The organism is Methylomonas sp. MK1 (assembly GCF_000365425.1).
In the GTDB taxonomy this organism is placed as follows: domain Bacteria; phylum Pseudomonadota; class Gammaproteobacteria; order Methylococcales; family Methylomonadaceae; genus Methylomonas.
This window is the reverse complement of sequence record NZ_AQOV01000001.1, coordinates 3,213,218-3,235,575: the sequence shown is the minus strand read 5'-3', so window position 1 is coordinate 3,235,575 and position 22,358 is coordinate 3,213,218. Positions and strand designations below refer to the sequence as shown.

Here is a 22,358-nt window from a genome sequence, read left to right as displayed (position 1 = left end):
CCATGAAGCCATGCCCTAAGTGCAATCGGGATGTGCCGCCCGCGGAGGAAACCTGCCCGCACTGCGGCATCGTCTTTGCAAAATATTACAAATACCACGGCGATACAAACACCCTGGCGGCGGAACGCCAGCAAGTTGTGATTACTATCGATGCTCCTGCGGACACGGTATTTGGTGACGACGCCTACCGGGACAACGAAGCCATCTTTATGGGCCGCTGCCTATTATTACCAGGATTTTTGCTGTGGAGCTGGTTGCTGATTACGCCGGGCTTGGCTAGCAATGCGGTCGGCGAATCGTTTCTGCATCTGGTCAACCTACCGTTTCACGAAGCCGGCCATGTGATTTTCCGGCCGTTCGGGCAATTTATCACCTCGCTGGGCGGCACGCTGGGACAACTCCTGATGCCGGCGATTTGCATGCTGACCTTATTGCTAAAAACCCGCGATCCTTTCGGGGCCGGCTTGTGCTTGTGGTGGGTGGGCGAGAATTTTCTGGATATTGCGCCGTATATCAATGACGCGCGCGCCGGACAACTACCCTTGCTAGGTGGCAATTTCGGCCATTCCGCGCCTTACGGTTTTCACGATTGGGAATATTTGCTGACAGAATCCGGCCTGTTGGCGCAGGATCATACTCTGGCAAAACTATCCCAGCTGCTGGGGGCGATATTGATGATCGCTGCGCTGATAGTCTGCGGCTACGTGCTGTTCAAACAACGGCAAGCGCTGACCGGGGCCAATCCGGACTAGGAGCGATTCATATCTCCCGAGAATTTAACCCAACCACGCTTTAACTTTCGCCTTCACCTGCACTTTTACCTGCCGCGACCAACGGTAAATCTCGGTATCGACAATCTTGGCATGCGCCCATTGCAGCCAACCCATCACGGTGTGATAAACAAAAGCGATAATCCCGAAGGTCAGTAACTGCGGTTTAGTCAATTTAAACACCCGCGCCACCAGCAAAGTACCCAGCAGCTTGGCGAACACTTCCAGCAAAATGCCCTGCAACAACAAGCCGTGCAACAGCAAAGACAAAGCTGCCAGATTAATAGGCGTAACAATCAGCACCGGAATTGTAAATGCCAGCAAAGCCATGGCCGGCGAGGTTTGCGCCAACCAGCGCTCGACGCTTTCCAGCCTGAGCAGCAAAGCCAAATAATGACCGCAGGCCGACAGAAAATCCCACAACCATTCCTCGATGATCAGCAGGATAGCCAGCAGGGTAAGCAGGAGTTTTTTCATGGTGATCTACCGAAAGTTAAACGCAAGGCACGTTAGCTTAGCGAGGCCCGGCCGCAACACGCACCGCTAATCACTACTGGAATTTGCCGCCGATTTAACCGACAGCTGACCTATCATGTCATCAAATCGGCGTAAGGTTTCGTTCTGGCCTTCCAACATTCGCAAATGGCCCAGAATATCGTGCGCTTCCGGCCAGCGTTGCTGCGCTACAGTATCATAAAGCGTCCGATATAGGCGCTGAACCAAAAAGCCTCTAAGCAGCTTGGCGGCTAGGGTTTGCTTGAAACTCAAGGAGCGCAACACGGCCGGCACCGCCAAATCCAACCGGCCGGCCTCCGCGCTTTGTAAGGACACGCTCAGCCACTGCTGAGCTACTCGTTCACTCCGAACGATTTGCTTCAGCTCCGCACCGCAACGTGGGCAGAGCGTGGCCGCCCCGAGCCGGGCGTTGCAGGCCGGACAACGCTGAATCACGATTCCAGGTAGTAGATGATGTCGTTCAAGCGCTCGACCGGCACGCTTAGCCCCGCCTCGTCGCCGTTTTCCAGACAAGTCGAGATGGTTTCGATCAAATCGACCATGTCTTCCTTGTCTTCGGCGGAGGCGGTTTCGAACAGCGCTTCGGCTTTCTTGATCGCATTGCGCGCGGCGGCCACAGCCAGGCTTTCCGGAACCGGAACCGAACCCGCCTCGCCACCGGTGGTTTCACCGAACAAGCCGTCGATACGTTGTTTGGCATTACTAAGCTCGCCGCTATCGAAGCGGGAAATGGCATTGTTGATGGTGATGGCTTTTTCCTTGCCGGACGCTTTTTCCCGGGCCGAAACATGCAAGATGCCGTTCAAATCCAGATCCAGCGTCAAGGTGATGATATTGCCCGCCGGCACATCCAACAAACCTTCGACCAAAAATTCGCCGATTTCGACGTTGTTCAGCGCATCCGGGTCCTCGCCTTGAAAAATTCGTACGTTCACTTCGCGTTGATTGTCGTGATAGGTCTCGAAAGCTTCGGTCTTGCGCACCGGCAATACGCTGTTTTTATGAACGATGGGCACGTACTGATACGGATAGGGCAGGCCATCCAGATAGCCGACCGCGCAGGTGCCGAAGGTATACGGCGTTACGTCGACCAATACCGTGCCGATGTCCTCGCCGTTGATCATCGCCGCCTGCATCGCTGCGCCCATCGCCACGCAAAGATCGGGATCGACTTCGCCGTGCGGTTCGAAACCGAATTCATCGAAAAGGCGCTCGCGGATACACGGGGTACGCGTCGATCCGCCAACCAGAATGATTTCGTCGATGTCGGACGCGGTGAGCTTGGCACCCTTCAGCGCGATGTGGATCGCGTCCATGGTGGCGTTGATATGGTCCGCGATCAGGTCTTCGTAGTCCGAGCGCGCCAACTCCATCGTCAAATGCAGCGGCGTGCCTTGGCGTTCCAGTAAATATTCTTCCTCTATCGTCGCAAACGGCTCGTCGGACAAGACCAGTTTCGCCTGTTCCGACGCCCGCACGATGCGCGCCATCGCCTTGCCGTGCGGCTCGACTTCTATCCCGTGTTGCTCGCGAATATGCGCCAGGATGCGATCGACGATCAGTTGATCGAAATCGTCGCCGCCCAGGTGATTGTCGCCATGGCTGGCCAGCACCTCGACGACACCGCTCTGCACGTTGACCACCGACACGTCGAAGGTGCCACCGCCCAAGTCGTAGACCAGCATGCGCTTGGCTTCGTCCTGGCCGGCACCGTACACCAAGGCCGCCGCAGTCGGTTCGTTGATCATCCGCACCACTTCCAGCCCGGCGATTTCCCCGGCTTCGCGGGTGGCCTGGCGCTGGGCGTCGGAAAAATAGGCCGGTACGGTAATAACCGCCTTGGAGATCGACCGACCGACGTACTGTTCGGCAATGCCTTTCAAGCGTTTCAGAATGATCGCGGAAATTTCCTGCGGCGTGTACGACTGACCGGCCATCGTCACCCTGGCATCCTGCCCCATCAAGCGTTTAATCGACTTGACCGTGCGCTCCGGGTAAATCAGATATTGGTTGCGTGCGCTGGTGCCGACCAGAATCTCGCCGTTATCGTCGAGTCCGACGAAAGACGGCAAGATCTTGTTGCCATTGTCGGCGATCACAGTGACTTTGCCGTTTTCGACGATAGCTACTTCTGAATTGGTGGTCCCTAGATCGATACCGATGATGATGTCATTCATATGCGTTCCCTGAATACTTAAAGTTTATTGACCTTGACTTCCGCCAAGCGCAGTACCTGATCTTCGATTAAAAAGCCCTTGCGCAGTTCTTCGAGAACGACGGCGTTTTCCTGCGTAGGATCGTTGCCGACGGCGATGGTCGTCATCGTTTGCGCATCGAACGGCTTGCCGACACAATCGATGGCAAACACCCGCCGGCGTTGCAGCATTTGTTCCAGGCGCTTCAAGGTGATTTCCTGGCCTTCGCCAATGCTGGCGACGAAGCGCACGTCCTGCTGTTTGGAATGCCGGAACAGGCCGTCGACCGGCCGATACTGCTGTAAGGCCCGATAGCCGGCATCGAGCCGGTCATAAATATCCAGCCATTCCAGCAGCATAGCCCGCTCGACGTCTCGGCGTTGTTGTTGCAAGCGTTCGTTGGCTTTCGCCAGTTCGCCAGCCAGAGCTTGGTTGTCGGCTTTCAAGGTTTCGACGGCATCGCTCAAGCTGTCCAGCGTGGCCTTGAATTGCCGCGACTCGGCCTTGACTTCGGTTTTCAGGCCGGCCAAATCGCTGAATAACGCGGTCAAATCCGGTTGGTCGACCGAGGTCAAATGGGCAAAATCGGTTTCCTGTAGATAGTGCTGCAAGGCTGCCAGCAATTCGTCTTGCGGGGTTTCCGTGGTCATGATGGCGTTTTAGCGAGTTTGGCGAGCGGTTTTTCGATGGAAATCGTGCTCAACAGTTTTAAAAAGTCGTCCGCAGCCATCGGCCCAATGGCATCGTCTCGGCTAAAGGCTTGCTCTAGCAGCGCATCGAATTGGACGCTGGGAACATGAAATAGTGCGTGGCGCAGGCGGCAGTCTTCGTCCTTGATCGCATCGTAGGCATCTTGAATCTGCCGAAAGCGCGCGGGATCGCGGTCGGGCGGATTGTCCTTGACCCGCTGCAAATAGGCTTGTTTGATGTCGGCGTCGGCGGCCTGTTCGGACACACCCAGAATACGGTACGGTGAAATCATCGGTACTCAATTGAAAGGCAATGAATATTGCGGGGAGTTATGCTCGAAACGCGCGAGGATGTCGTCGAAACCGACGCCGATCTCGATCTTAAGTTCCTCCGCGCCGGCGAGTATAGCCACCGACCAAAGGAAATCCTGGTTCATAAACAAGATCGCCAGCCGTTGCTGGCCGAGCTGTTCGCCATATTCACGCATAATTTGGGCGGTGAAAAAATCGGGGCCGCGCTTGCGTATGATTTCCTCGATTTTCTTTTCGATGCGCTTGAACATGGCATCCGGAATGGGGCCGAACAAATCCTCTATCGGATCGTCGCTGATGGGCGGCTGGTCGAAGTCCTCAGCTTCATCTTCGAGCGGCTCGGGAGCGCCGCTGGCCCGCTCAAGCAGGCGCGCGATCAACCCTGCGGTCTTATTGTCGTTATCCGCCCGCGCGTCTTCCAGCGCAATTTTCAAGCGGTATAAGCTCATGAAGTCCAAATGGCTGGCATCGCCTTGGCATTCGGCCAGCGTCCGGTAATACATCCAGGCTGGCCTGTGCCGGCGGGCCTGAGCCGCTTTGGCGCAGTGTTTCAATAGCTCGTAATGACCGATGGCTTCCAAAGCTTGGCACCAGCCGAGCAACAGCGTGTCATGGTCCAGCAGCCATTCCACCGACTTTTTCAGCGGCGCTTTGACTTTATCCAAGGCTTTGAACAACAAGCTTCTATCGTCCAATTGCTCATCGTAATAATCGAGCGACGCGATCAGCCGCTGCAATTGCGGGGCTGACAGCAGATAGTCCTTAAACGCCGGCAGCGCTCGGCTAATCCCCTGCGTCGGCAGCTCCAATAGACCGGCTTCGATCTGCGCCTGAAAATGCATGTTGACCGGATCGTCATGCAAAGTAGCCAAAGTATCGACGATGCGTTGCAAGCCCTGGGCTTTGTCCTCGGCCTGCCACAGGTAAAAACCGCGCAACAGTTCGGCCTGGCGGCGCAGACTTTTATCGATAGTCAATTGTTCGGCCGCTTGAATTTCCTTTTCCACCAAATGAAACTTTTCGGTTTTTACCAAGCGGCGGGCGTGAGCCATGTGATTGGCGAACAACAAGTGTTTGGCCAAGGTATTGACCGGATCGATCTTCAACAAAGCTTTGGCATAAGCTGCGGCTTTTTTAAAGGCTTTTCTGGCGGCGGCGGATTTGGCCGCCCGCACCAGTAAATCGGTATCGGCGGGGAAACGTTGCAGGCCGCGTTCCAGCCAGTGTTCGTATTGAACCGGGTCCGGCCGCTGTTCCTGGTAAATCGTCAACAATTTCAGATAGCTTGGTCTGTCGCCGGGATCGTATTCCAGGCTGTCGATCAGCAACGTCACCGCTTCGGCGTATGGAGCCTTGCCGGCCATGTGCCTGAGAATCAAGGCGATTTTTCGGTCGTTGGCCGGCCGGTCTTTTTTCAGAATATCGATGCAGCGTTCCCAGAAAAAGCCGGCGTCGTAGCCGTTTTCCGCTTGCTCGTGCAATAAGGCTTGCAAGCGGTTTTCCTCGAACAGGTCCTTGCTGGCGAAGTGTTTGAAGTAGTCTTTTTCTCCGCCCGGATACTCGGCCAGCGCTCCCAGACAATAGGCTTGCGCGGCATCGACGCCGAATACGTCGCGATATTGCAAAACCAGATTAAAGCGAGTTTTGGCGTCCAACTCGCCGCTGTGCTTGATCAGCGTTTCCAGTAACTGAGCTTGGCGGACGCTGAAACCTTTGGCTTGAGCGACAATCCTGCGTTGATTATGCTCCAGGCCCGACAAGCTAGCGACGAAGTCCGCGCCGGATTGCCGATACGCCAAGCAGGCCTTAGCCAGCGGTTGATAGGGCGATTCGTCGGGGATTTTGGCTACCAGGGCCAAGGCTTGCACGCTTTCCGCGCCATCCAGCAACTGCGCTTTCAGCAAGGTGCGCAAATCGCGAAACGCCGAACGGAACGGCAGTTGTTTCAGAGCCTGCTCGCAACGTTCCCGCTCGCCGTTACGATACGCCGCGAGCGCTGCGACTACCCATTCCCAATGTTTGAGCAGGGCGGAATCCTTGGGCAAATGCGGCAATAGTTCGGTACTACCGGAAACAAGCAACGCTCCCAGATATACCGAAAGCGTCGGAAACTCTTCATCCAACTGCCGCGCATTCAACCCATCCAGCACCGCATAGGCTTTGCGCTCGTTTTTGCCGGCCATCAGCCATAGCACGTAAACATGCTGTGCTTGCAGCGGCATTTGCGCCTGAGCCGCGTAATTCTCCCAAAGCACGCAGGCTTCCTTGAACATGCCTTTACCGGCCATCGCCCAAGCTCTTTGCAGATAGCAATCGGCCAAGCAGCGTTTGGTTTCGGCGTCGGCCGATTGCTTTAACAGTTCCTTGAATAAATCGCTCGCCTCCTTATAGCGCCCGGCGGCATAGTGCGCCCTGGCTTTTTCCGGTAAGGTCGACTCCGAGATCGCGGCGGAAATTTTCTGGATGATTTTTTTCACGGCTGTTTAGGGATTAGCCCTCGCTTTAAAAAAGAACATTATAAAGCAGCGCCTGCATACTAGGCCTGTTTGCTTTCGCGTCCAGACTTCGATTCCAGTTCCTTTGATTGGTCACTAATGAACGATGGATGTTCACAGACTTTTTGAACTTTAAGGGGATAGCTTGCGAGTTGGCTATTGACGGATCTGACATTGACTGTGGGACGCGAACGAGCAAAACCGACCCTATGCGGTCAGATAAGGTTTAATTGTGGCGACAAGAAATGGCAATAAAGCTGCCCTTCAAAAATGTAGATTAGCTTGTGTAATTGCTCATTTCCAAGCCAACAATCCCCCTATTGGAGAGTAGTCGCGGCGCTTACACGTCGCGACCCTCGCAGAACCGGACTTGGAGTGTTACACCATCCGGCTCCCAGTTCAAGGCATTCACAATGGTTGAGGATACAAATAGTGCTGCACATTCAAGCACGGCATCCAGGCTTTTAATGCCTGGGTGAAGGTCTTCCAGTTACAGCTTCGCTTTTGGCTTCTTCGGTTAAACCATTTGAACAACAGACGAGCAATCAGACGCGCATAGTTACCAATCTGCCTCGTGTTGCCACTGACGGCATAATAGGCAAGATGACCACGTAAATGCTGCCGTGCATAGTCCATCATGGCTTTTCCTCCCTGCACTCTTAAGCTTGCCAGCTTCTGTCCGACCTCTTTGAGCTTCTTCGTGATCCGTTCTCGTTGCGTCATACGCCCTACCTTAAACCATCCCTTTCGGCTCTTGCCCACATAGTGGGTGAAGCCCAAGAAGTTGAAGGTCGCCGGACGCTTAAGCCCGTCTTTGCCGCAGTGCTTGGCCGCTTGGCTGCCAAAGCGTAGAACGGCGGTTTTACTGGGCTCGACTTCCAGGCCAAATTGGCTTAGTCGCTCCTGCATTTCCACCATAAAGCGTTTGGCCTCTTCCTCACGATTGAAACAGGCCACATAATCATCCGCATAACGAATAAGTCGGGCGTTGCCTCGGCAGGTCTTGGCGAATTTCTTTTCAAACCAAACATCCAGCACGTAGTGCAGGTAAATATTGGCCAGCACTGGCGACACCAGCCCACCTTGCGGTGTTCCACTGTCTTCATGCCGCCATAGACCATCTTCCATGACACCTGCCTTGAGAAAGCGGTTGACGAGTCTCAGAAACACAGGATCTTTGATCCGATAAGCTAAAAATTTCATCAGCCAATCGTGATTGACATGATCAAAGAAACCTTTAATGTCTGCTTCCACGACCCATTGGGTGTTTTCATTTCGGATGACTTCTCCCAGTCTAGCCAATGCTTGGTGAGCATTTCGACGCGGTCTAAATCCATAGGAGCAGTTCCGAAACTCCGGCTCCCAAATCGCTTGCAGTATATTGGACATCTGCTGTTGTACGATCCGGTCTTCGAAACTCGGTATGCCGAGTGGCCTAACCTGGCCGTTGCCTTTCGAGATGTAGACTCGCCGCGACGGTTTCGGCCTGTAGCTCAAGCTACGCAGGCTTTGCGAAAGCGCTTTGATTCGCTCTACCACATCAAGCGCATACGCCGCTTTGCTGACGCCATCGATTCCCAATGCTTGTTGCCAGGTTGTTTGTCAAAACAAGCTAACAGTTCGAGGGGACTGCTCAGCAATCCCGTCAGTGCAGTGTACTGCTTTTGCGGGGTTTCCCGCGCCCATTGTGTGAAACGTTCAAGTGTTGTTGTCATACACAGAGTCCGCTCGGTGTCGGGGCATGTTTCCCTTGACCGTTATCTTGAACCGATTCCCCTTCGCTCCCGCAGCATTACCCGCGTTCTTCGCTACTATGGGAACCTCAGACTTCCGTACGTTACAGCTTCCTCCCTCGCTGTTTAGGCTTGTCGGGAAGTGCGTTAAAAGCCAACGCCAACATACGGATCTCCTGGGTTACCGCTTAACCTCAATATCTGGCTCGAAACGGCCTAAGATCTCGGGTGGAAACCACTGACTCGCCTTGGCGCCAGTGACTTTGTTGCTTGCGGGGTAGCGTAAACCCTCAGCCCTTTCCAACTATAGTTTTCGAGACTCAACACCTTCACGGTCGGCATTATCCGTTACCATTGTTCCTCGCCAGTTTTCGTACCTACGCATCAAGCAATCGGTTACCCAACGACCTGCAAGGCTCGATACTCGGCCTGTGGCTAGCAGTTACCGAGGCGGGAATTCCACCCGCTAGATTTAAGCGGCATTGCCCAGCCGCAACACGCTGCGCTAATCGGACTACGAGGGCTATCGCTGCTTCAACCACGGCGATGCGCTGGCGTTCATTCGAGGCAGTTACCCTCTGATTCCACTCAATTTACATTCAACACTCCAGCCATTGATCCTTGCGAATACTTATATTTAAGATTGATGTAAATCGCATTGTTTATTATCTTGCAGGGACCCAGCTCCCGGAGATGATCAACCCATGACGAACACTAAAGAAAACTCTGTAATCTCAGGTCAGCGCCGCTGGGTCTGGTTCAGCAGCGAGCAATCGGTGGCAGACGGGCAAATTTCCGTGCTGGCGGTAGCTGAAACGCTGATCTCAGTCGCGGTTTATTTTTGGCTGGCACAGCATTTTGAGCGTCAATGGTGGTGGCTGTTAACCGCCTTGGCTGCACCAATCCTGTTGTTGCGTTCGGATGAATCCAAAGAATTAGGCTTGCGATGGTTTACGAAATATTTCAAGGGTGGTTTTGATGAACGACCGTTAACCCGCACCGAGACAGGATTGATGACCTTATCCGTTGTTATGCTGATCATCACTATCAGCTATTGGTTGGCATCGATCTGGTTAGTCGAATATCAGGGCCGGTTTTTACTCTGGCGATCTCTACTGATTGGTGCGATTGTTCTCTTGTTAGGAATAGCGGGAGCGGTAGCGAGAGCGGGAACATTAGTGGCAGCAGCAGCGTTTGCGGGAGCGGGAGCGGGAGCAGGAGCAGTAGCGGTAGCTGGAGCGAGAGAGGAAGCGTTTGCTGGAGTGGTAGGGGGAGCGATTGCGGCAGCGCTAGTGGTAGGGGTAGCGGGAGCCTTTGCGGTGGCGGGAAAGCTTACGGTAGCGATTGCCGAAGCGTTTGCGGTAGCGGTAGCGGTAGCGGTAGCGTTTGCGAAAGCGAAAGCGAAAGCGGTCGCGGTAACGCTAGCGGTAGCGGGAACGGTATCGATAGCATTGGGAGTTTGGGTACGCAGTTTGTTGATCCGGATAATGGCCAGTTTGCGCTATTGTCGCTCGGGGCTAGCCAACTTGCCGAACAACTGGCAGCAATTGTTATGGGTCGTCGATGTAAAGCATGAACCGGAGCTGTTACCGGGCCTCAACCAAATTGATAAACAACTTAGTCTCAGCGAACTATTACGAAACGACGACAAATATTTCGCATATCCACTAGTGGTCATTTTTTACCTCCCTGCCTTGCTCTGGCGCTGGAGTTTGAAATCTACGCTTTGGATGTGGTGGCCGGTTGCGCTGTTATTACGCCAGCCACTCGCCAAACTGTCGCCTGAGCTGTTGCGCGACCATGCCGCCTCGCGTGTCTGCGGCGTTGGGCAAGCCTTAGTCTACTGCGCCGGATTGATCGCGCTTTGGCTGCTGGTCAATCAATGGCCGAACTTGCAGCAATGGCTGGCAGTATTGCCGGAACCGTGGTCGAAAATTGGCGGGGACATGCTGACAAAACAAGCTCCGCCGCCGATTGGCATTCGATATGGGTTGTTGTGCTTAGTCAGCGGTCTCGGATTGATGACAGCCTGGCAATCCGATCGGCTAAAAGCCATCCACAAATCGGTTCTGGAAGACGATAGCAAATTTACCGAGTTAAATGCGGGCCGCCAAAATCTGTTCGCAACCCGCACTCGCCACCTGGAACATTGGCATACGGCAACCGTGGTTTCGTTGATAGCCTTGGGTTATGCCGTGGTTATGTGGAAAGGCCAGCAGCTCTATCCGCAGGAAATAGCGCGCTACCTGCACCCTTGGCTGTTGCAACATTTATAAAAATGGAATCGCAGCCAAGTCTTTCAATCAAGCATTTACCTGTCAGTATGTCAGTCAGCTATCCATTCGAGAGTTGTCATACCTAACGGCATTGTTAAAGGCAGCTATTGGCCGATTGTGTTGAAAAAGGGCTCTTTTGTGAAAATAGCTCTTTTTATAAAAATTATTACCTATTAAAAACAATAGGTTGAAAATACGAGTGTAGGAAAAATTGGCCTAAATTCGCCGAAAACCGACTTTTTCAACATAATCGGCCGAACTCAACCGACAAAATCAAACACCCAACCCAAATTTTTCAATCACCGCACAATAGCTTCCCTCAGCAATCCCGGATTTTAGTAATCCAGGCAATTGACGCCCAGGCCGCGATCGCCGAAGATCAAGGCTTTTTCAGGAGCTGTGATGAGCGCCAACGACTTTATTCTCTCCGCCGCCGGGGTACGTATGCCGGGCATTATTTACGGGACGGCCTGGAAGCAGGAGCGGACCGCCGCACTGGTGGAACAGGCAATAACGATTGGTTTTCGCGGGATCGACACGGCTTGCCAGCCCAAACATTATCACGAGGCGGGGGTAGGCGAAGGTGTGCTGGCCGCTTGCCGCGCATTGGGTTTGCAGCGCTCCGATCTTTATTTGCAAACCAAGTTCACGCCCTTGAATGGGCACGATCCGCTGCGTATCCCTTACGACGCCAAGGCCAGCTTGACCGAGCAAGTCGCGCAGTCCTTCCAAGTATCATTAAAAAATCTGCAAACCGATTATCTGGATGGCTTGGTGCTGCATTCACCGCTGGCGGATCGCGGACAGTTGCTCGAAGTTTGGCAAGCGTTGGAAGTTATCCAGCAGAGCGGCGGTGCCAAACAACTGGGTATCAGCAATTGCTACGATCCGGCCTTGTTCGAATTTTTATACGACAACGCCACAGTTAAACCCGCCGTGTTGCAGAACCGGTTTTATGCCGATACCGGCTACGACAAACAGCTGCGGGCGTTTTGCCGGCAGCAGCAGGTCGTCTATCAAAGCTTTTGGACGCTGACGGCCAACCCCAAAATCCTGGCTGACTCGGCTGTGAAAGCGTTGGCGGAAAAATACCAGCGCGGTCCGGCGCAAATATTCTTCCGCTATTTAACGCAGATTGGCATCGTGCCTTTAACCGGCACCACATCCGCCGAACATATCCGCGAGGATTTGGCTATTTTCGAGTTTGAGTTGACTAGCGCGGAATGCGCGGCAGTGGCAGCCTTGCTTTAAGCATGGTTCTACAGCGCTAAGAATCAATAGCCGATTTCCCTTCCGCCTGAGCATGTCGTAAAAAGGGATACTGTTATTCTTAGATACAAAACAACAGTTTATTTAGTTTTCACCCCCTCACCCCAGCCCTCTCCCGCGAGGAGAGGGGGCTTTTACTAAAGCCCAGACAGGTTGGGGAGTTTGCAATGTCTTTCCATTCATAAGGCATGTTATCAACTGATTTGCCCAGTTAACGGTCAAGGCTTTTATAATAGCGGCAACCTTGCCTCTCCAAACGCTTATTGTCATGCTGATTAACCGTTACCTGCGTAAATTCGCCTACTTATGCAGCGGGCTTTGCCTGGTGCATATGAACGTACTTGCTCAAGGCAATCCGGCGGACATCGAAGCGACCAACGAATTGCTGCCGCTAAGTTGGGAGGAACTTACCGAGCTGGAAGTATCCAGCCTGGCCCGGCAGGAACAAACGGTCAAGGACAGCCCGGCCGCGGCATTCGTCATCACTTCGGAAGACATCCGCCGCTCCGGCGCCACCAGTTTGCCGGAAGTGTTACGCATGGTGCCTGGCATGAATGTGGCTAAAATCAACGCCTGGAATTGGGCGGTCAGCGCGCGCGGTTTTAACGATCTATATGCCAACAAGCTGCAAGTGATGATAGACGGCCGCAGCATTTATGATCCGCTCATCAGCGGGGTGTATTGGGGCCAGCAAAATCCGTCGCTGCCGGACATTGAGCGCATTGAAGTGTTACGCGGCCCCAGTGGCAGTTTGTGGGGCGCCAATGCCGTGAACGGCACCATCAACATCATTACCCGTTCTGCCCGCGATACCCAGGGCGGTTTACTCAATGCCGGCGGCGGCACCGAGGAACGCGGTTTCGGCGGGATTCGTTACGGCCAGAAATTGTCGGAATCGACCTTTCTGCGCGGTACTATCAGTACGATGGTGCGCGACGCCAGCATCGACCTTGCGGGCAGGCAAGACACCCACGACACCGGCGATACCGAAACCGCCAATTTTCGCCTGGACAGCCAACTCAGCAGCCAGGACAAACTGATGGTGGAAGCCAATGTCTCCCGCTACCGGCTGGGCGGCTACTATATCGGTAAAACCTCAACGACAGCACCGCTGTGGCAAAACGACGATTTTGGTCGGGACGGCGTGACCGGCAGCTTGCAAGGCAATTGGTCGCATCGCACCGACAGCGGCCACGACTGGCGGCTGAATATGGCGTTTACCCAAACCGAATGGCAATTGGCAGTGAACCGGATGAGCCGCTCGCATTACGATCTGGATTTTCAACACACCTTGCCGGCAATCGATAACCATAAGCTGATGTGGGGTTTGAATTACCAAAACATCGATGACAGCTTCGACAATACGCTAACCCTGGGTTTCGAGCCGAATCAATTCACTCAGCATAATGTCGGCGTGTTTCTGCAGGATCAAATCGATTTGTCCAACGATCTGACCCTGACGCTGGGCAACCGGGTCGAACATTTCACTTTCACCGGCTGGGAAACCGAACCCAACGCCCGACTGCTGTGGACGCCCAACAAGCAGCACAGCGTGTGGGCTGCTGTCTCGCGGGCCGTGGTGTTGCCGAATCGGGCCCAACACAGCATCCGCTTGTTCAAACAAATCCCGAATACCAACCGTTTTTTTGAAGCCAAAGCCAACCCGGACATGCTCACCGAAAATCTGCTGGCCTACGAATTGGGTTGGCGATGGCAGATCTTGAATAATCTGGATATCGATAGCGCCTTGTTTTACAACATCTACGACCGGATGCAGGGCACCAAGTTTACCGGTGTCACCTATAACGATCCGATATTCGGCAATATCAAGCAGGCTACCGTGGCCAATTACCGGCAGGTGGACAGTTACGGCCTGGAGCTGGCAGTCAATTACCGGGTAAACCCCGATTGGCGCCTGCAAGCCTCTTATAGCGCCAATCAATTTTCGGTCAATTACGATAAAAACCAACCCTGGTTCCGCGACCCGCTCACCGAAGAACATTTCAATCCGCAGCACAATCTCTCGCTACGCTCGTTATACAACCTGACCAGCGAAATCGAACTGGATGCCTGGGCACGGTATGTCGATGAAGTGTATATCGACAGGCGCAGCATTCCGGCCTATATCTCGCTGGACTTGCGGCTAGGCTGGCATCCGCACAAAAATCTAGAGTTATCGATAAGCGGGCAAAATCTGCTGGATGATCAACATCCTGAATTCAGTGACGTGCTTTACATACCGGTCGCCAGCCAGATTCAACGCGGCTATCTGGCGCAAATATCCTGGCATTTTTAAGACGGTTGATTGCGCCAATGCGTCTGCTCACCCTTTTGCTACTCAGTATCTGCGTTTGGTTCGCCGGTTTCGCGCGCGCGGAGGAAAATAGCCAAAGCCGCGAATTTCAATTAAAGACTGCCTATTTGTTCCATTTTGCAGAATTGGCGCAATGGCCGACGACCAAGCCGGTGACGATTTGTTTGCACGGTCACAGCTTGTTACGCGCCTATCTGCCGGTGTTGGAAGGCCAGCAAATCAACGGCAGTGCGGTTCATGTCAATCTAGCCGACGCCCCCGACATCGTCCAATGCAGCATCTTATTTCTAAGCGACTTGGCCGGGTTAACGCCGGTTTTGACCGAGCAAGCTAGACAACATCATGTGTTGTTGGTCGGCGACGTAGAAAACTTCGCTAACCACGGGGGTATGGTGCAATTTACGTTACGCGACAACAGGTTAAAACTGGTGGTAAATTTAGCGGCGGTGAAATCAGCGGATTTAAAGCTGAGTTCGAAATTACTGCGGATGGCCGAAATAATAGAATGACAGCGTCAACAGATCCTCGCATTTCCATCAGCCGCAAGCTGGGTAAAATCCTGCGAGTGATGGTGATGTTAAGCCTGATGGTGGCGACGGTATCGCTGTCGATTCGGGAATACTCGGCTTTGCAGCAGACCATCGGCCAGAAACTGACCTTGACCGCCAATATGATCGGCCAAAACAGCAGTTTTGCCTTGTTGTTCGACGACAATCAAACCGCCCAGGAAGTACTGGACGCGCTGGCTCACGATCCGGACATCATCGCCGGACAAATCCAAACCCCCAGCGGCGTCACGCTGGTCCGTTATGAAAAACCCGCCACCAATTGGCATGGCTGGTGGCCAACCTGGCTGTCGAAAACCCGACAGATCACGCAGCCGATTCTGCATAAAAATAAACAGATTGTCGGCCACATTACCCTAGTTGCCGATCTGAAACGCTCCTATCACTCCTTGCTGCTCAATACCCTGATTAACACCGGTATTATCTTGATAGCCCTGAGCGTGGTGGCGTTGTATGTGCAGCGCTTGCAGCGTTCGTTTTTAGGACCGTTGCTGAAATTGGCCAATACCGCGCGGCAAATCGAGAAAGACCACGATTACAGCCGTCGCTCGGATTATTCCGGTAACGACGAAATCAGCGATTTGGCCGAAGCCTTTAATAATATGTTGGCGCAAATCCAGGCGCACGAGACCGATTTGGAAAGCCAGGTGCAAAGCCGCACCCAAGAGCTTGAGTTGGCCAAGCAGGACGCGGAATCGGCCAATCAGGCCAAGGGCCAGTTCCTGGCCAATATGAGCCATGAAATCCGCACGCCGATGAACGCGATTGTCGGCTTGGTGGAATTATGCCTGAATAGCGAACTGAGCTTTAAACAGCGCGAATACCTGAAACGGGTAGAGTCGTCCGCGCATTCCTTGATGACACTGATCGGCGACATTCTGGATTTCTCCAAAATGGAAGCCGGCAAGATGCAGATGGAGACCATCCCTTTTTTGCTGGAAGAAATGTTGGAACATGTGTTCTCCACCATGCTGCAACTGAGCGCGAATAAGGGGATTCAACTGATCAGGCCGCCGGCCGGGGAGTATCATGCGGTAATCGGCGACCCGCAACGGCTGCGGCAGGTTTTGATCAACCTGATCGGCAACGCTATCAAGTTTACCGAGCACGGCGAGGTAGTAGTCAGCTTAAGCGAAATCGCCCGCGACGACCATTCGGTGCGTTTGCAATTTGCGATCAGCGATACCGGCATCGGCATCACCGCCGAACAGCAAACCAAGTTGTTCCAGGCCTTTAGCCAGGGCGACAGCAGCGTGACCCGCAACTATGGCGGCACCGGCCTCGGTTTAATCATCTCCAAACAGTTGATAGAGCAGATGGGCGGCAGCATAGAAGTCAGCAGCAAGCCAGGCATTGGCTCCACCTTTACCTTTAATGTGCTGCTGGGGGCCACCGATTTGAATACCATCCGCAATTTCCAAATCCGCCGTCACCGCACCAGCATCGACATTGGTAAATTGGCGCGATTGCATGGGCGGCGGGTGTTGCTGGTGGAAGACAACGAAATCAATCGCATCGTTGCCATCGAGCTACTGGAACAAGCGCAATTAGAGGTGGATATTGCCGAAAACGGCGAACTGGCCTTGGACAAGCTGCGGCATAACGACTACGACTGTGTGCTGATGGATGTGCAAATGCCGGTGATGGACGGCTATCAAGCCACCCGGCTGCTACGGCAAATCCCGGCTGGCCGCGACATACCGGTAATCGCGATGACCGCCAACGTGATGCACGGCGATCATCAACACTGCCTGGCGGCCGGCATGAACGACTTCATCGGCAAACCGATTCTGCCGGCCACGCTTTACGAGGCCTTATTGAAATGGATTAAACCCGTTGCCGACCAGTCTTTGGACATCGGGTAGCGTTAATCAACGCCCTATCTACCCCACGGCATAATCGGCACAGTCGATACGCTATTGGCCGGCGCGCCTTCGATCACTCTGCGGCTAATCGCCAGATAAACCAGGGTGTTGTGTTTGGCATCCCACAAGCGGGTAATGTTGGTGGACTTGAACAGTAGCGAGGTGCTTTCCGAAAATACGGTTTCTTCGGAAGCCAGTTTGGCCGGCAAATTTATAGGGCCGATTTGCCGGCATGCCAGCGAGAACTGCGACGGATCCTCCGCCAGCCCCAAGCCACCGGAAATGCCACCCGTCCGGGCCTGACTGATATGGCAAATCACATTGGGGATTTTCGGGTCTTCGAACACATCGACGCAAACCTTATGGTTAGCGCCAATCAATTTCCAAGCCGTGGTCACACACCCCACTTCATCGGCCTGCGCCGCGCCGGCCAGCATTAGCAACAAGCCGCAGCATAAACGGCCGCCACGTTTTAAAGATATTTTCAGCATAAATTTCTCGCAGACAGTGAGTGGATCGAAACCATTGCGCTCAGGGTAACAAGCGCCAGTCGCTAAAACAAGCCGCCTGGCCAACATAACGTTGCTCGCTATCGTAGACATTCCACACCACCGCCCGCTCGATTAAAAAGCGCTTGCCGGATTTAGCAATGCGCACACCACTATAGTTGTCGATATAACCCTGGCTGGCGACTTGATTCAGCAAACGTTCGCGCTCCTCTCGGTTCACCGGTTCCGCCGAGAAACGCGAAGGCATGCCGATGAATTCCGGCCAAGGCAGCTCGAACAAATCCTGTGCGGTTCGGTTGGCATAATTGAACAAAGGATCGGCAGCGGTGTTATGCGACAGCAAAACAAAATCAGCTTGATAGGCTTGCTGACCAAGCGACAAAGCTGAAGATTCTTCTAATAGCGGTCTACCCAATAAACGCCGATAGCTGTCCACTAACAATTGGATATGGGTTTCGTAAAAATCGTTTTCCCGGCTGGGTACTGGCAAATCGAGCATGGCTATCCGTTACACACCGGGATGGTAAAGTTCTTTTTTATAGACCGTGCTGATTTGCCGGCCGTCCCACACATAACAATAATGCGCACCTTGTTTGACCGGCGCCAGCAAGCGCGGTTTGAATACCGCCACGCATTCGCCGCCCACCGCCCGCACGCTGGAATAGACGATACCGTCCGCACCTTCCGCGCGTAACTGCCTGGCAAACGCCTGCGCGGCAGCGTAATTGCCGGTGTCGGCGTCGTAAATATCGGGGATTTCGGCTTGCTGGCCGCGAATGTCGTGCAGATCAGCCTCCAGATCGGAAGCGTAACTGCGCATGTCGATTTCAATTGGTGCCTGTTGGGTAGCGGCCAAAAACCGGCTGCGATGAAAACAGGTCTCGGCTATCGCGGTATCGATGTCTTTGGCAGCGTAATACACGCCGTAACTGCCGTCGCAAAACCGGCTACCTTCCGGATTGAGATGAGTGAATGCAGCCATGATCGGCGTGGTCCCCGGCCCGGAAATACGATCCGCCGCAGCGACCAAGCTAATTTCGCCGGCTTCGTCGCGTAAACGATCGTTAGTTAGTGCTTCGATGGCGAACACTACCTCCAGATCGGCAGGATTTGCCACTCTGTCGAACAGACCGGTTGGTGGAAACCGGCTGGGAATCAGCCGCCAACACGGCCGCCAGTCAATTCGACTGATCTTGAGCGCCGTCATTAGGCCCAACCGCACTGTGCATCCAGATACTGACGCACCACGTATAAATCCGCCACCCGCCCGGACAACATGCGTTGCAACGCAGTTTGTCCGGAAAACAGCGCGGCCTGATTAGGTTGATGCAACCAGCCGTCCGCCGCTTCCGGTTTAGGTAGAAGAATCTGCAAAGCCTTGTAAATACCGAAGATATACGACAGTCTTTCCAATTTATCGGCATTCAGACTGGCCGTTTCCGGGTTCTTCTTCCATTTAAAATAGGTGCTGCGCGAATCCAATCCCAGCAGCACCATGGCTTGTTCGACATTCAAACGCCAGGCATCGGCGATATTAAAAAAAGTACGTAACGCGGCGCCGGCCACCATCGCGCCGTCGGCGGGTAATTGCGCATGAGCTGTTGACAACATAAGCCCTCCAAAACAACTTATCTAAACTTTACTTTACTTTAAAATAAGTCTATTTATGGACTTTGTCAACCTAGCTTTAAGCCACCCCCATTAGCCAACGATAGTTTTGCATCAGTGCCTATCCAATCTCGATAGCCATGCCGCCCTAGCCACCAAAATCGTCGCGGTTAGAAAACCGACCGTCGTCAATGTAAAACTGATACCCGCCTGAATCGGGAAATGCGGTTCGACCGGCAAAGCCGTGGCATCCGGCTTCGCCGCCAAGCCTCTCAATAAAAATGACAACGGGTTGAAAAACGCTCCGAAACAGCAAGCTGCCACTACCCAGACCGGCGGAGCGATAGCGTATTGCCGGAACAATAAAAAGAAAATGAACAGAAATTGCGCCATCATCAGATAATCGATGTGGGCACGGATGATGTCGGCCCGCTCGACCAGATGACCCGCCAGCACACCCTCGGGAAAAAACAGCGTGATGCCTAACACCCAGGCAATGCTCAAGGCTATCGCCAGACACAATATCGCAAATCCCAGTAAAAAGACGTTTGCCATTGGTTCGGGTGGAAATTTTTGATTAGTCATGTTTATCCTCGTTTTAAAAGGGACTTAGTCCCGGTTATCGAATGCCGCCAAGGGCAAGCGCCCAAACCCCGTTGCCAAGCGCAAGCGCATTGACTAGACTGGCCGGACGCAACAGGGAGCATAAACAATGACCGATACCTCTCGCTTGTATGAACGTGCTGCGGCCGCCGCCAACCCGTTCGACGCGCTGTGGGACATCAGCGACGGCCGCACGTTTTTTTGCGGCCCGCTGTACTACAACGCCAACCATCAACACGGTGCCCCGGTGTTTCTGGCCGGACTGTACGGGAAGTTTCGTTTAAAAGTAGCGGGCAGCGATTGGCTATCCTGCCGCACGGCAGTGATTCCGGCTGGGGTGTGGCACGAGCTGGATGTGGGCGGCGACCCGCTGGCGGTGTTTTATATCGAACCGACCATTGCCGGCGTGGAGGCACTACTGCCTTTAACCTGCAACACCCGTTCGGTCAACGGTGCTTTGGTGGGTAACGGCGGTGAAATCGCCTTCATGCGCGATCTCTACGAAGATCGCTACAGCCCACATTGGACCGCGCAACCCCTAGCCGATCTACTCAGTTTTTCGAAACGACGCTCTCAAGCCGACAGGTTAGACCCACGCATCAGCCAAATCGTCGAATTTTTATTCACGCGAGGCGACGACCTGACGTCGGTGATTACGCTGGCCGCAAACGTGGGGTTGTCCGCGTCCCGACTACAACATCTTTTCAGCCAGCAGATCGGTGTGCCGTTTCGCCGTTATCGCAGCTGGAACAGAATGCGGCAGGCAATATGCCAAGTCATCAAGGGCCACAACTTCACGACCGCCGCCCATGCGAGCGGGTTTTCCGATTCCGCCCATTTCAGCCACGAATTTCGCAAGACCTTCGGCGCCGCACCCACGGTAGGCTTGCATAATTTGGCGCGGCTGCAACGCTAACTCAAACAAACTCCCTAACCAAGCCTGCCAAAACCCGCAAACCGAGCTCGGCCTGTGCTGAGTCGGCGTGACTGAAATTCAGACGCAGCTGGCCGCAGGCCTGCACATCCATCGGTAGGAAAGGCTCGCCGGGCATGAAGGCCACGCCGGCTTCGATAGCCTTGGGCAACAGCTTGCGAGTATCGATTTGACGGTTCAGCGTCAGCCAGAAAAATAAGCCGCCGGGCGGGATTTGCCAGCTGGCCAGGTCTGAAAAATGTAGGTGCAGCGCGGCTTCGAAGGCATCGCGGCGCTGGCGATAGTGCTCGGCCAATTCCGCCAACTGCTGAGTTCGAGCCGGAGCGTTCAGGTGTTGCAGCACCAACCATTGGCTGAGGCGATTGCTGTGTAAATCGGCCGCCTGCTTCAGCCGGGTGAGGAATGGCAGCAATTCCGGCGACGCGACCAGATAGCCTAGGCGCAAGCCCGGCGCCAGACTTTTCGAAAACGATCCCTGATAAATCCACGGCGCGTGCCGCAACTGAGCACACACCGGCGTGCGCTCACAGGCGTCGTATACCAAATCGCGGTAGGGATCGTCCTCGAACAACGGAATATTCGCCGCATCGCAGGCAGCGGCCAAAGCGGCACGTTCCGCTGCATCCAGGCAGCGACCGCTGGGGTTCTGAAACGTGGGTATCGCATAAGCAAACGCCGGCTTTTCCCGCCGCCAGGTATCCAGATCGGGCGCCCCGACATCGTAAGGAACAAAGCGGGCGCCGAAAAACCGAAACACCTGCAAAGCCGCCAGATAGGTCGGCGCCTCCACCGCCACCGGCGTGCCGTGATCGATGAACAATTTGGCGACCAAATCTATGCCCTGCTGCGATCCTGACAAGATCAACACTTGTTCGGCAGAACATTGCATACCCAAGCTTTGCATGTCTTCGGCAATCCGCTCGCGCAATTCCGCTTCGCCTTCGCTGGCCCCGTATTGCAGCATATGCTGAGGCATGGCTGCTAAATTGAATTGCGGAAAGCTGTCCAGCGACGGTAAGCCGCCGGCAAAGGAAATCATGCCGGGTCGGTCGACGACGGCCAAAATTTCGCGAATAGGCGAGGGATGCAGGTCTTGGGTGCGAGCGGAAAAGCGGGTAGGGTGTTGCGGCGATAATAAGTTCATAGCGGGCGCTGATAAATGTCAATAAAGTTGACCTATAGCCATGCTAACGGCTACCTGCCTATAATGTCAATATGGTTGACCAAATATCCACTATCGATAACCCCTCGCTTGATGAAACGCTGACGCCGGACATGCGCGAAGCTGCGTTGCGCCTGGCTATCGAACAGTTTTACTTCGGCTATCGCGCATTTACCGTACAGCCGGACCGCATTCTGGCCGAGCGCGGACTGGGGCGGGTGCATCACCGGATCTTGTATTTCGTCGGCCGCAATCCGCGGATTTCGGTGAACGCGTTATTAAACATGCTCAGCGTCAGCAAGCAAGCCTTGAACGCGCCGTTGCGGCAGTTAATGGACATGCAGTTGGTCATGATAGACACCGCCACGCACGATAAGCGAGTCCGCGAACTCAGCTTAACGGGGGCCGGAGCGGAATTGGAAGCGCAACTGACCGGCACCCAAATGCAACAGCTGCAAACGGTATTTGCGCAAGTCGGCGCCAAGGCCGAAGCCGGCTGGCATCAGGTCATGCGCAGCTTGAGCGGACAAGGTTGACCAACG

21 protein-coding genes are annotated in these 22,358 nt (G+C 54.1%); 8 read left to right on the top strand and 13 right to left on the bottom strand.

From position 1 onward, the window contains the following. Nucleotides 1-2: 2 nt before the first annotated feature. A complete protein-coding gene (locus tag G006_RS0115365; protein WP_020484099.1) occupies nt 3-752 on the top strand; it encodes a zinc ribbon domain-containing protein in 750 nt (249 codons plus the stop codon). Between the two features lie 24 nt (nt 753-776). Here G006_RS0115365 and G006_RS0115360 read toward each other — a convergent pair whose 3' ends face one another. The 7 genes from G006_RS0115360 to ltrA form a co-directional block, all read right to left on the bottom strand. Then, a complete protein-coding gene (locus G006_RS0115360; RefSeq protein ID WP_020484098.1) occupies nt 777-1,247 on the bottom strand; it encodes a hypothetical protein in 471 nt (156 codons plus the stop codon). 66 nt (nt 1,248-1,313) lie between these two features. Further along, nucleotides 1,314-1,721, bottom strand: a complete 408-nt coding sequence (locus G006_RS0115355; protein WP_020484097.1) for a hypothetical protein — start codon at nt 1,719-1,721, stop codon at nt 1,314-1,316. Then, the gene (locus G006_RS0115350; protein WP_020484096.1) at nt 1,718-3,463 is read right to left on the bottom strand and encodes an Hsp70 family protein; all 1,746 of its coding nucleotides are present in this window, start codon (nt 3,461-3,463) and stop codon (nt 1,718-1,720) included. The genes G006_RS0115355 and G006_RS0115350 overlap by 4 nt, the downstream gene beginning before the upstream one ends. Nucleotides 3,464-3,480: 17 nt before the next feature. After that, nucleotides 3,481-4,131, bottom strand: a complete 651-nt coding sequence (locus tag G006_RS0115345) for a nucleotide exchange factor GrpE (RefSeq protein WP_020484095.1) — start codon at nt 4,129-4,131, stop codon at nt 3,481-3,483. Continuing rightward, nucleotides 4,128-4,463 carry a J domain-containing protein gene (locus tag G006_RS0115340; RefSeq protein ID WP_020484094.1) on the bottom strand — a complete coding sequence of 112 codons (336 nt, stop codon included), beginning with the start codon at nt 4,461-4,463 and terminating at the stop codon, nt 4,128-4,130. Before G006_RS0115340 ends, G006_RS0115345 begins: the two co-directional genes overlap by 4 nt. Before the next feature lie 6 nt (nt 4,464-4,469). Beyond that, nucleotides 4,470-6,959, bottom strand: coding sequence for a hypothetical protein (locus G006_RS0115335; RefSeq protein ID WP_020484093.1), 2,490 nt, complete (start codon nt 6,957-6,959; stop codon nt 4,470-4,472). A 426-nt stretch (nt 6,960-7,385) separates the two neighbouring features. Then, nucleotides 7,386-8,558, bottom strand: coding sequence for a group II intron reverse transcriptase/maturase (gene ltrA, locus G006_RS26665; RefSeq protein WP_020484092.1), 1,173 nt, complete (start codon nt 8,556-8,558; stop codon nt 7,386-7,388). An 856-nt stretch (nt 8,559-9,414) separates the two neighbouring features. On the opposite strand from ltrA, the gene G006_RS28895 reads away from it, so the two are divergent. From G006_RS28895 to G006_RS0115300, 5 genes are all read left to right on the top strand, one after another. Continuing rightward, entirely contained in the window at nt 9,415-10,986 is a 1,572-nt protein-coding gene (locus G006_RS28895; protein ID WP_033193938.1) for a hypothetical protein, read from the top strand. 402 nt (nt 10,987-11,388) lie between these two features. Continuing rightward, nucleotides 11,389-12,237 carry an aldo/keto reductase family protein gene (locus tag G006_RS0115320; protein WP_020484091.1) on the top strand — a complete coding sequence of 283 codons (849 nt, stop codon included), beginning with the start codon at nt 11,389-11,391 and terminating at the stop codon, nt 12,235-12,237. Nucleotides 12,238-12,523: 286 nt separating this feature from the next. Further along, entirely contained in the window at nt 12,524-14,551 is a 2,028-nt protein-coding gene (locus G006_RS0115310; RefSeq protein WP_020484089.1) for a TonB-dependent receptor plug domain-containing protein, read from the top strand. A gap of 17 nt (nt 14,552-14,568) precedes the next feature. Beyond that, complete coding sequence (locus G006_RS0115305; protein ID WP_020484088.1) at nt 14,569-15,078, top strand: YfiR family protein; 510 nt, start codon at nt 14,569-14,571, stop codon at nt 15,076-15,078. Beyond that, the gene (locus tag G006_RS0115300) at nt 15,075-17,000 is read left to right on the top strand and encodes an ATP-binding protein (protein ID WP_020484087.1); all 1,926 of its coding nucleotides are present in this window, start codon (nt 15,075-15,077) and stop codon (nt 16,998-17,000) included. The genes G006_RS0115305 and G006_RS0115300 overlap by 4 nt, the downstream gene beginning before the upstream one ends. A gap of 14 nt (nt 17,001-17,014) precedes the next feature. On the opposite strand, the gene G006_RS0115295 is transcribed toward G006_RS0115300, so the two are convergent. From G006_RS0115295 to G006_RS0115275, 5 genes are all read right to left on the bottom strand, one after another. Then, nucleotides 17,015-17,491 (bottom strand): CreA family protein, encoded by a 477-nt coding sequence (locus tag G006_RS0115295; protein ID WP_020484086.1) that lies wholly within the window; start codon nt 17,489-17,491, stop codon nt 17,015-17,017. A gap of 40 nt (nt 17,492-17,531) precedes the next feature. Beyond that, nucleotides 17,532-18,008, bottom strand: coding sequence for an MEKHLA domain-containing protein (locus tag G006_RS0115290; RefSeq protein ID WP_020484085.1), 477 nt, complete (start codon nt 18,006-18,008; stop codon nt 17,532-17,534). A 9-nt stretch (nt 18,009-18,017) separates the two neighbouring features. Next, nucleotides 18,018-18,716 (bottom strand): RES family NAD+ phosphorylase, encoded by a 699-nt coding sequence (locus G006_RS0115285; RefSeq protein WP_020484084.1) that lies wholly within the window; start codon nt 18,714-18,716, stop codon nt 18,018-18,020. Next, nucleotides 18,716-19,120 carry an MbcA/ParS/Xre antitoxin family protein gene (locus G006_RS0115280; protein WP_020484083.1) on the bottom strand — a complete coding sequence of 135 codons (405 nt, stop codon included), beginning with the start codon at nt 19,118-19,120 and terminating at the stop codon, nt 18,716-18,718. The genes G006_RS0115285 and G006_RS0115280 overlap by 1 nt, the downstream gene beginning before the upstream one ends. A gap of 111 nt (nt 19,121-19,231) precedes the next feature. After that, nucleotides 19,232-19,702, bottom strand: a complete 471-nt coding sequence (locus tag G006_RS0115275) for a hypothetical protein (RefSeq protein WP_020484082.1) — start codon at nt 19,700-19,702, stop codon at nt 19,232-19,234. 127 nt (nt 19,703-19,829) lie between these two features. Here G006_RS0115275 and G006_RS0115270 point away from each other — a divergent pair, with 127 nt between their 5' ends. Beyond that, nucleotides 19,830-20,636 carry a helix-turn-helix domain-containing protein gene (locus G006_RS0115270; protein ID WP_020484081.1) on the top strand — a complete coding sequence of 269 codons (807 nt, stop codon included), beginning with the start codon at nt 19,830-19,832 and terminating at the stop codon, nt 20,634-20,636. A 1-nt stretch (nt 20,637) separates the two neighbouring features. On the opposite strand, the gene G006_RS0115265 is transcribed toward G006_RS0115270, so the two are convergent. Then, complete coding sequence (locus G006_RS0115265) at nt 20,638-21,798, bottom strand: aminotransferase-like domain-containing protein (RefSeq protein ID WP_020484080.1); 1,161 nt, start codon at nt 21,796-21,798, stop codon at nt 20,638-20,640. A gap of 71 nt (nt 21,799-21,869) precedes the next feature. Here G006_RS0115265 and G006_RS0115260 point away from each other — a divergent pair, with 71 nt between their 5' ends. Continuing rightward, a complete protein-coding gene (locus G006_RS0115260) occupies nt 21,870-22,352 on the top strand; it encodes a MarR family winged helix-turn-helix transcriptional regulator (protein WP_020484079.1) in 483 nt (160 codons plus the stop codon). The last annotated feature ends 6 nt before the right edge of the window (nt 22,353-22,358 follow it).

Bases quoted from the DNA above. Each gene is read 5' to 3' on its own strand.
- G006_RS0115365 (WP_020484099.1), top strand. From the start codon at position 3: ATGAAGCCATGCCCTAAGTGCAATCGGGATGTGCCGCCCGCGGAGGAA.
- G006_RS0115360 (WP_020484098.1), bottom strand. From the start codon at position 1,247: ATGAAAAAACTCCTGCTTACCCTGCTGGCTATCCTGCTGATCATCGAG.
- G006_RS0115350 (WP_020484096.1), bottom strand. From the start codon at position 3,463: ATGAATGACATCATCATCGGTATCGATCTAGGGACCACCAATTCAGAA.
- G006_RS0115345 (WP_020484095.1), bottom strand. From the start codon at position 4,131: ATGACCACGGAAACCCCGCAAGACGAATTGCTGGCAGCCTTGCAGCAC.
- G006_RS0115340 (WP_020484094.1), bottom strand. From the start codon at position 4,463: ATGATTTCACCGTACCGTATTCTGGGTGTGTCCGAACAGGCCGCCGAC.
- G006_RS28895 (WP_033193938.1), top strand. From the start codon at position 9,415: ATGACGAACACTAAAGAAAACTCTGTAATCTCAGGTCAGCGCCGCTGG.
- G006_RS0115320 (WP_020484091.1), top strand. From the start codon at position 11,389: ATGAGCGCCAACGACTTTATTCTCTCCGCCGCCGGGGTACGTATGCCG.
- G006_RS0115310 (WP_020484089.1), top strand. From the start codon at position 12,524: ATGCTGATTAACCGTTACCTGCGTAAATTCGCCTACTTATGCAGCGGG.
- G006_RS0115305 (WP_020484088.1), top strand. From the start codon at position 14,569: ATGCGTCTGCTCACCCTTTTGCTACTCAGTATCTGCGTTTGGTTCGCC.
- G006_RS0115300 (WP_020484087.1), top strand. From the start codon at position 15,075: ATGACAGCGTCAACAGATCCTCGCATTTCCATCAGCCGCAAGCTGGGT.
- G006_RS0115295 (WP_020484086.1), bottom strand. From the start codon at position 17,491: ATGCTGAAAATATCTTTAAAACGTGGCGGCCGTTTATGCTGCGGCTTG.
- G006_RS0115290 (WP_020484085.1), bottom strand. From the start codon at position 18,008: ATGCTCGATTTGCCAGTACCCAGCCGGGAAAACGATTTTTACGAAACC.
- G006_RS0115285 (WP_020484084.1), bottom strand. From the start codon at position 18,716: ATGACGGCGCTCAAGATCAGTCGAATTGACTGGCGGCCGTGTTGGCGG.
- G006_RS0115280 (WP_020484083.1), bottom strand. From the start codon at position 19,120: ATGTTGTCAACAGCTCATGCGCAATTACCCGCCGACGGCGCGATGGTG.
- G006_RS0115275 (WP_020484082.1), bottom strand. From the start codon at position 19,702: ATGACTAATCAAAAATTTCCACCCGAACCAATGGCAAACGTCTTTTTA.
- G006_RS0115270 (WP_020484081.1), top strand. From the start codon at position 19,830: ATGACCGATACCTCTCGCTTGTATGAACGTGCTGCGGCCGCCGCCAAC.
- G006_RS0115265 (WP_020484080.1), bottom strand. From the start codon at position 21,798: ATGAACTTATTATCGCCGCAACACCCTACCCGCTTTTCCGCTCGCACC.
- G006_RS0115260 (WP_020484079.1), top strand. From the start codon at position 21,870: ATGGTTGACCAAATATCCACTATCGATAACCCCTCGCTTGATGAAACG.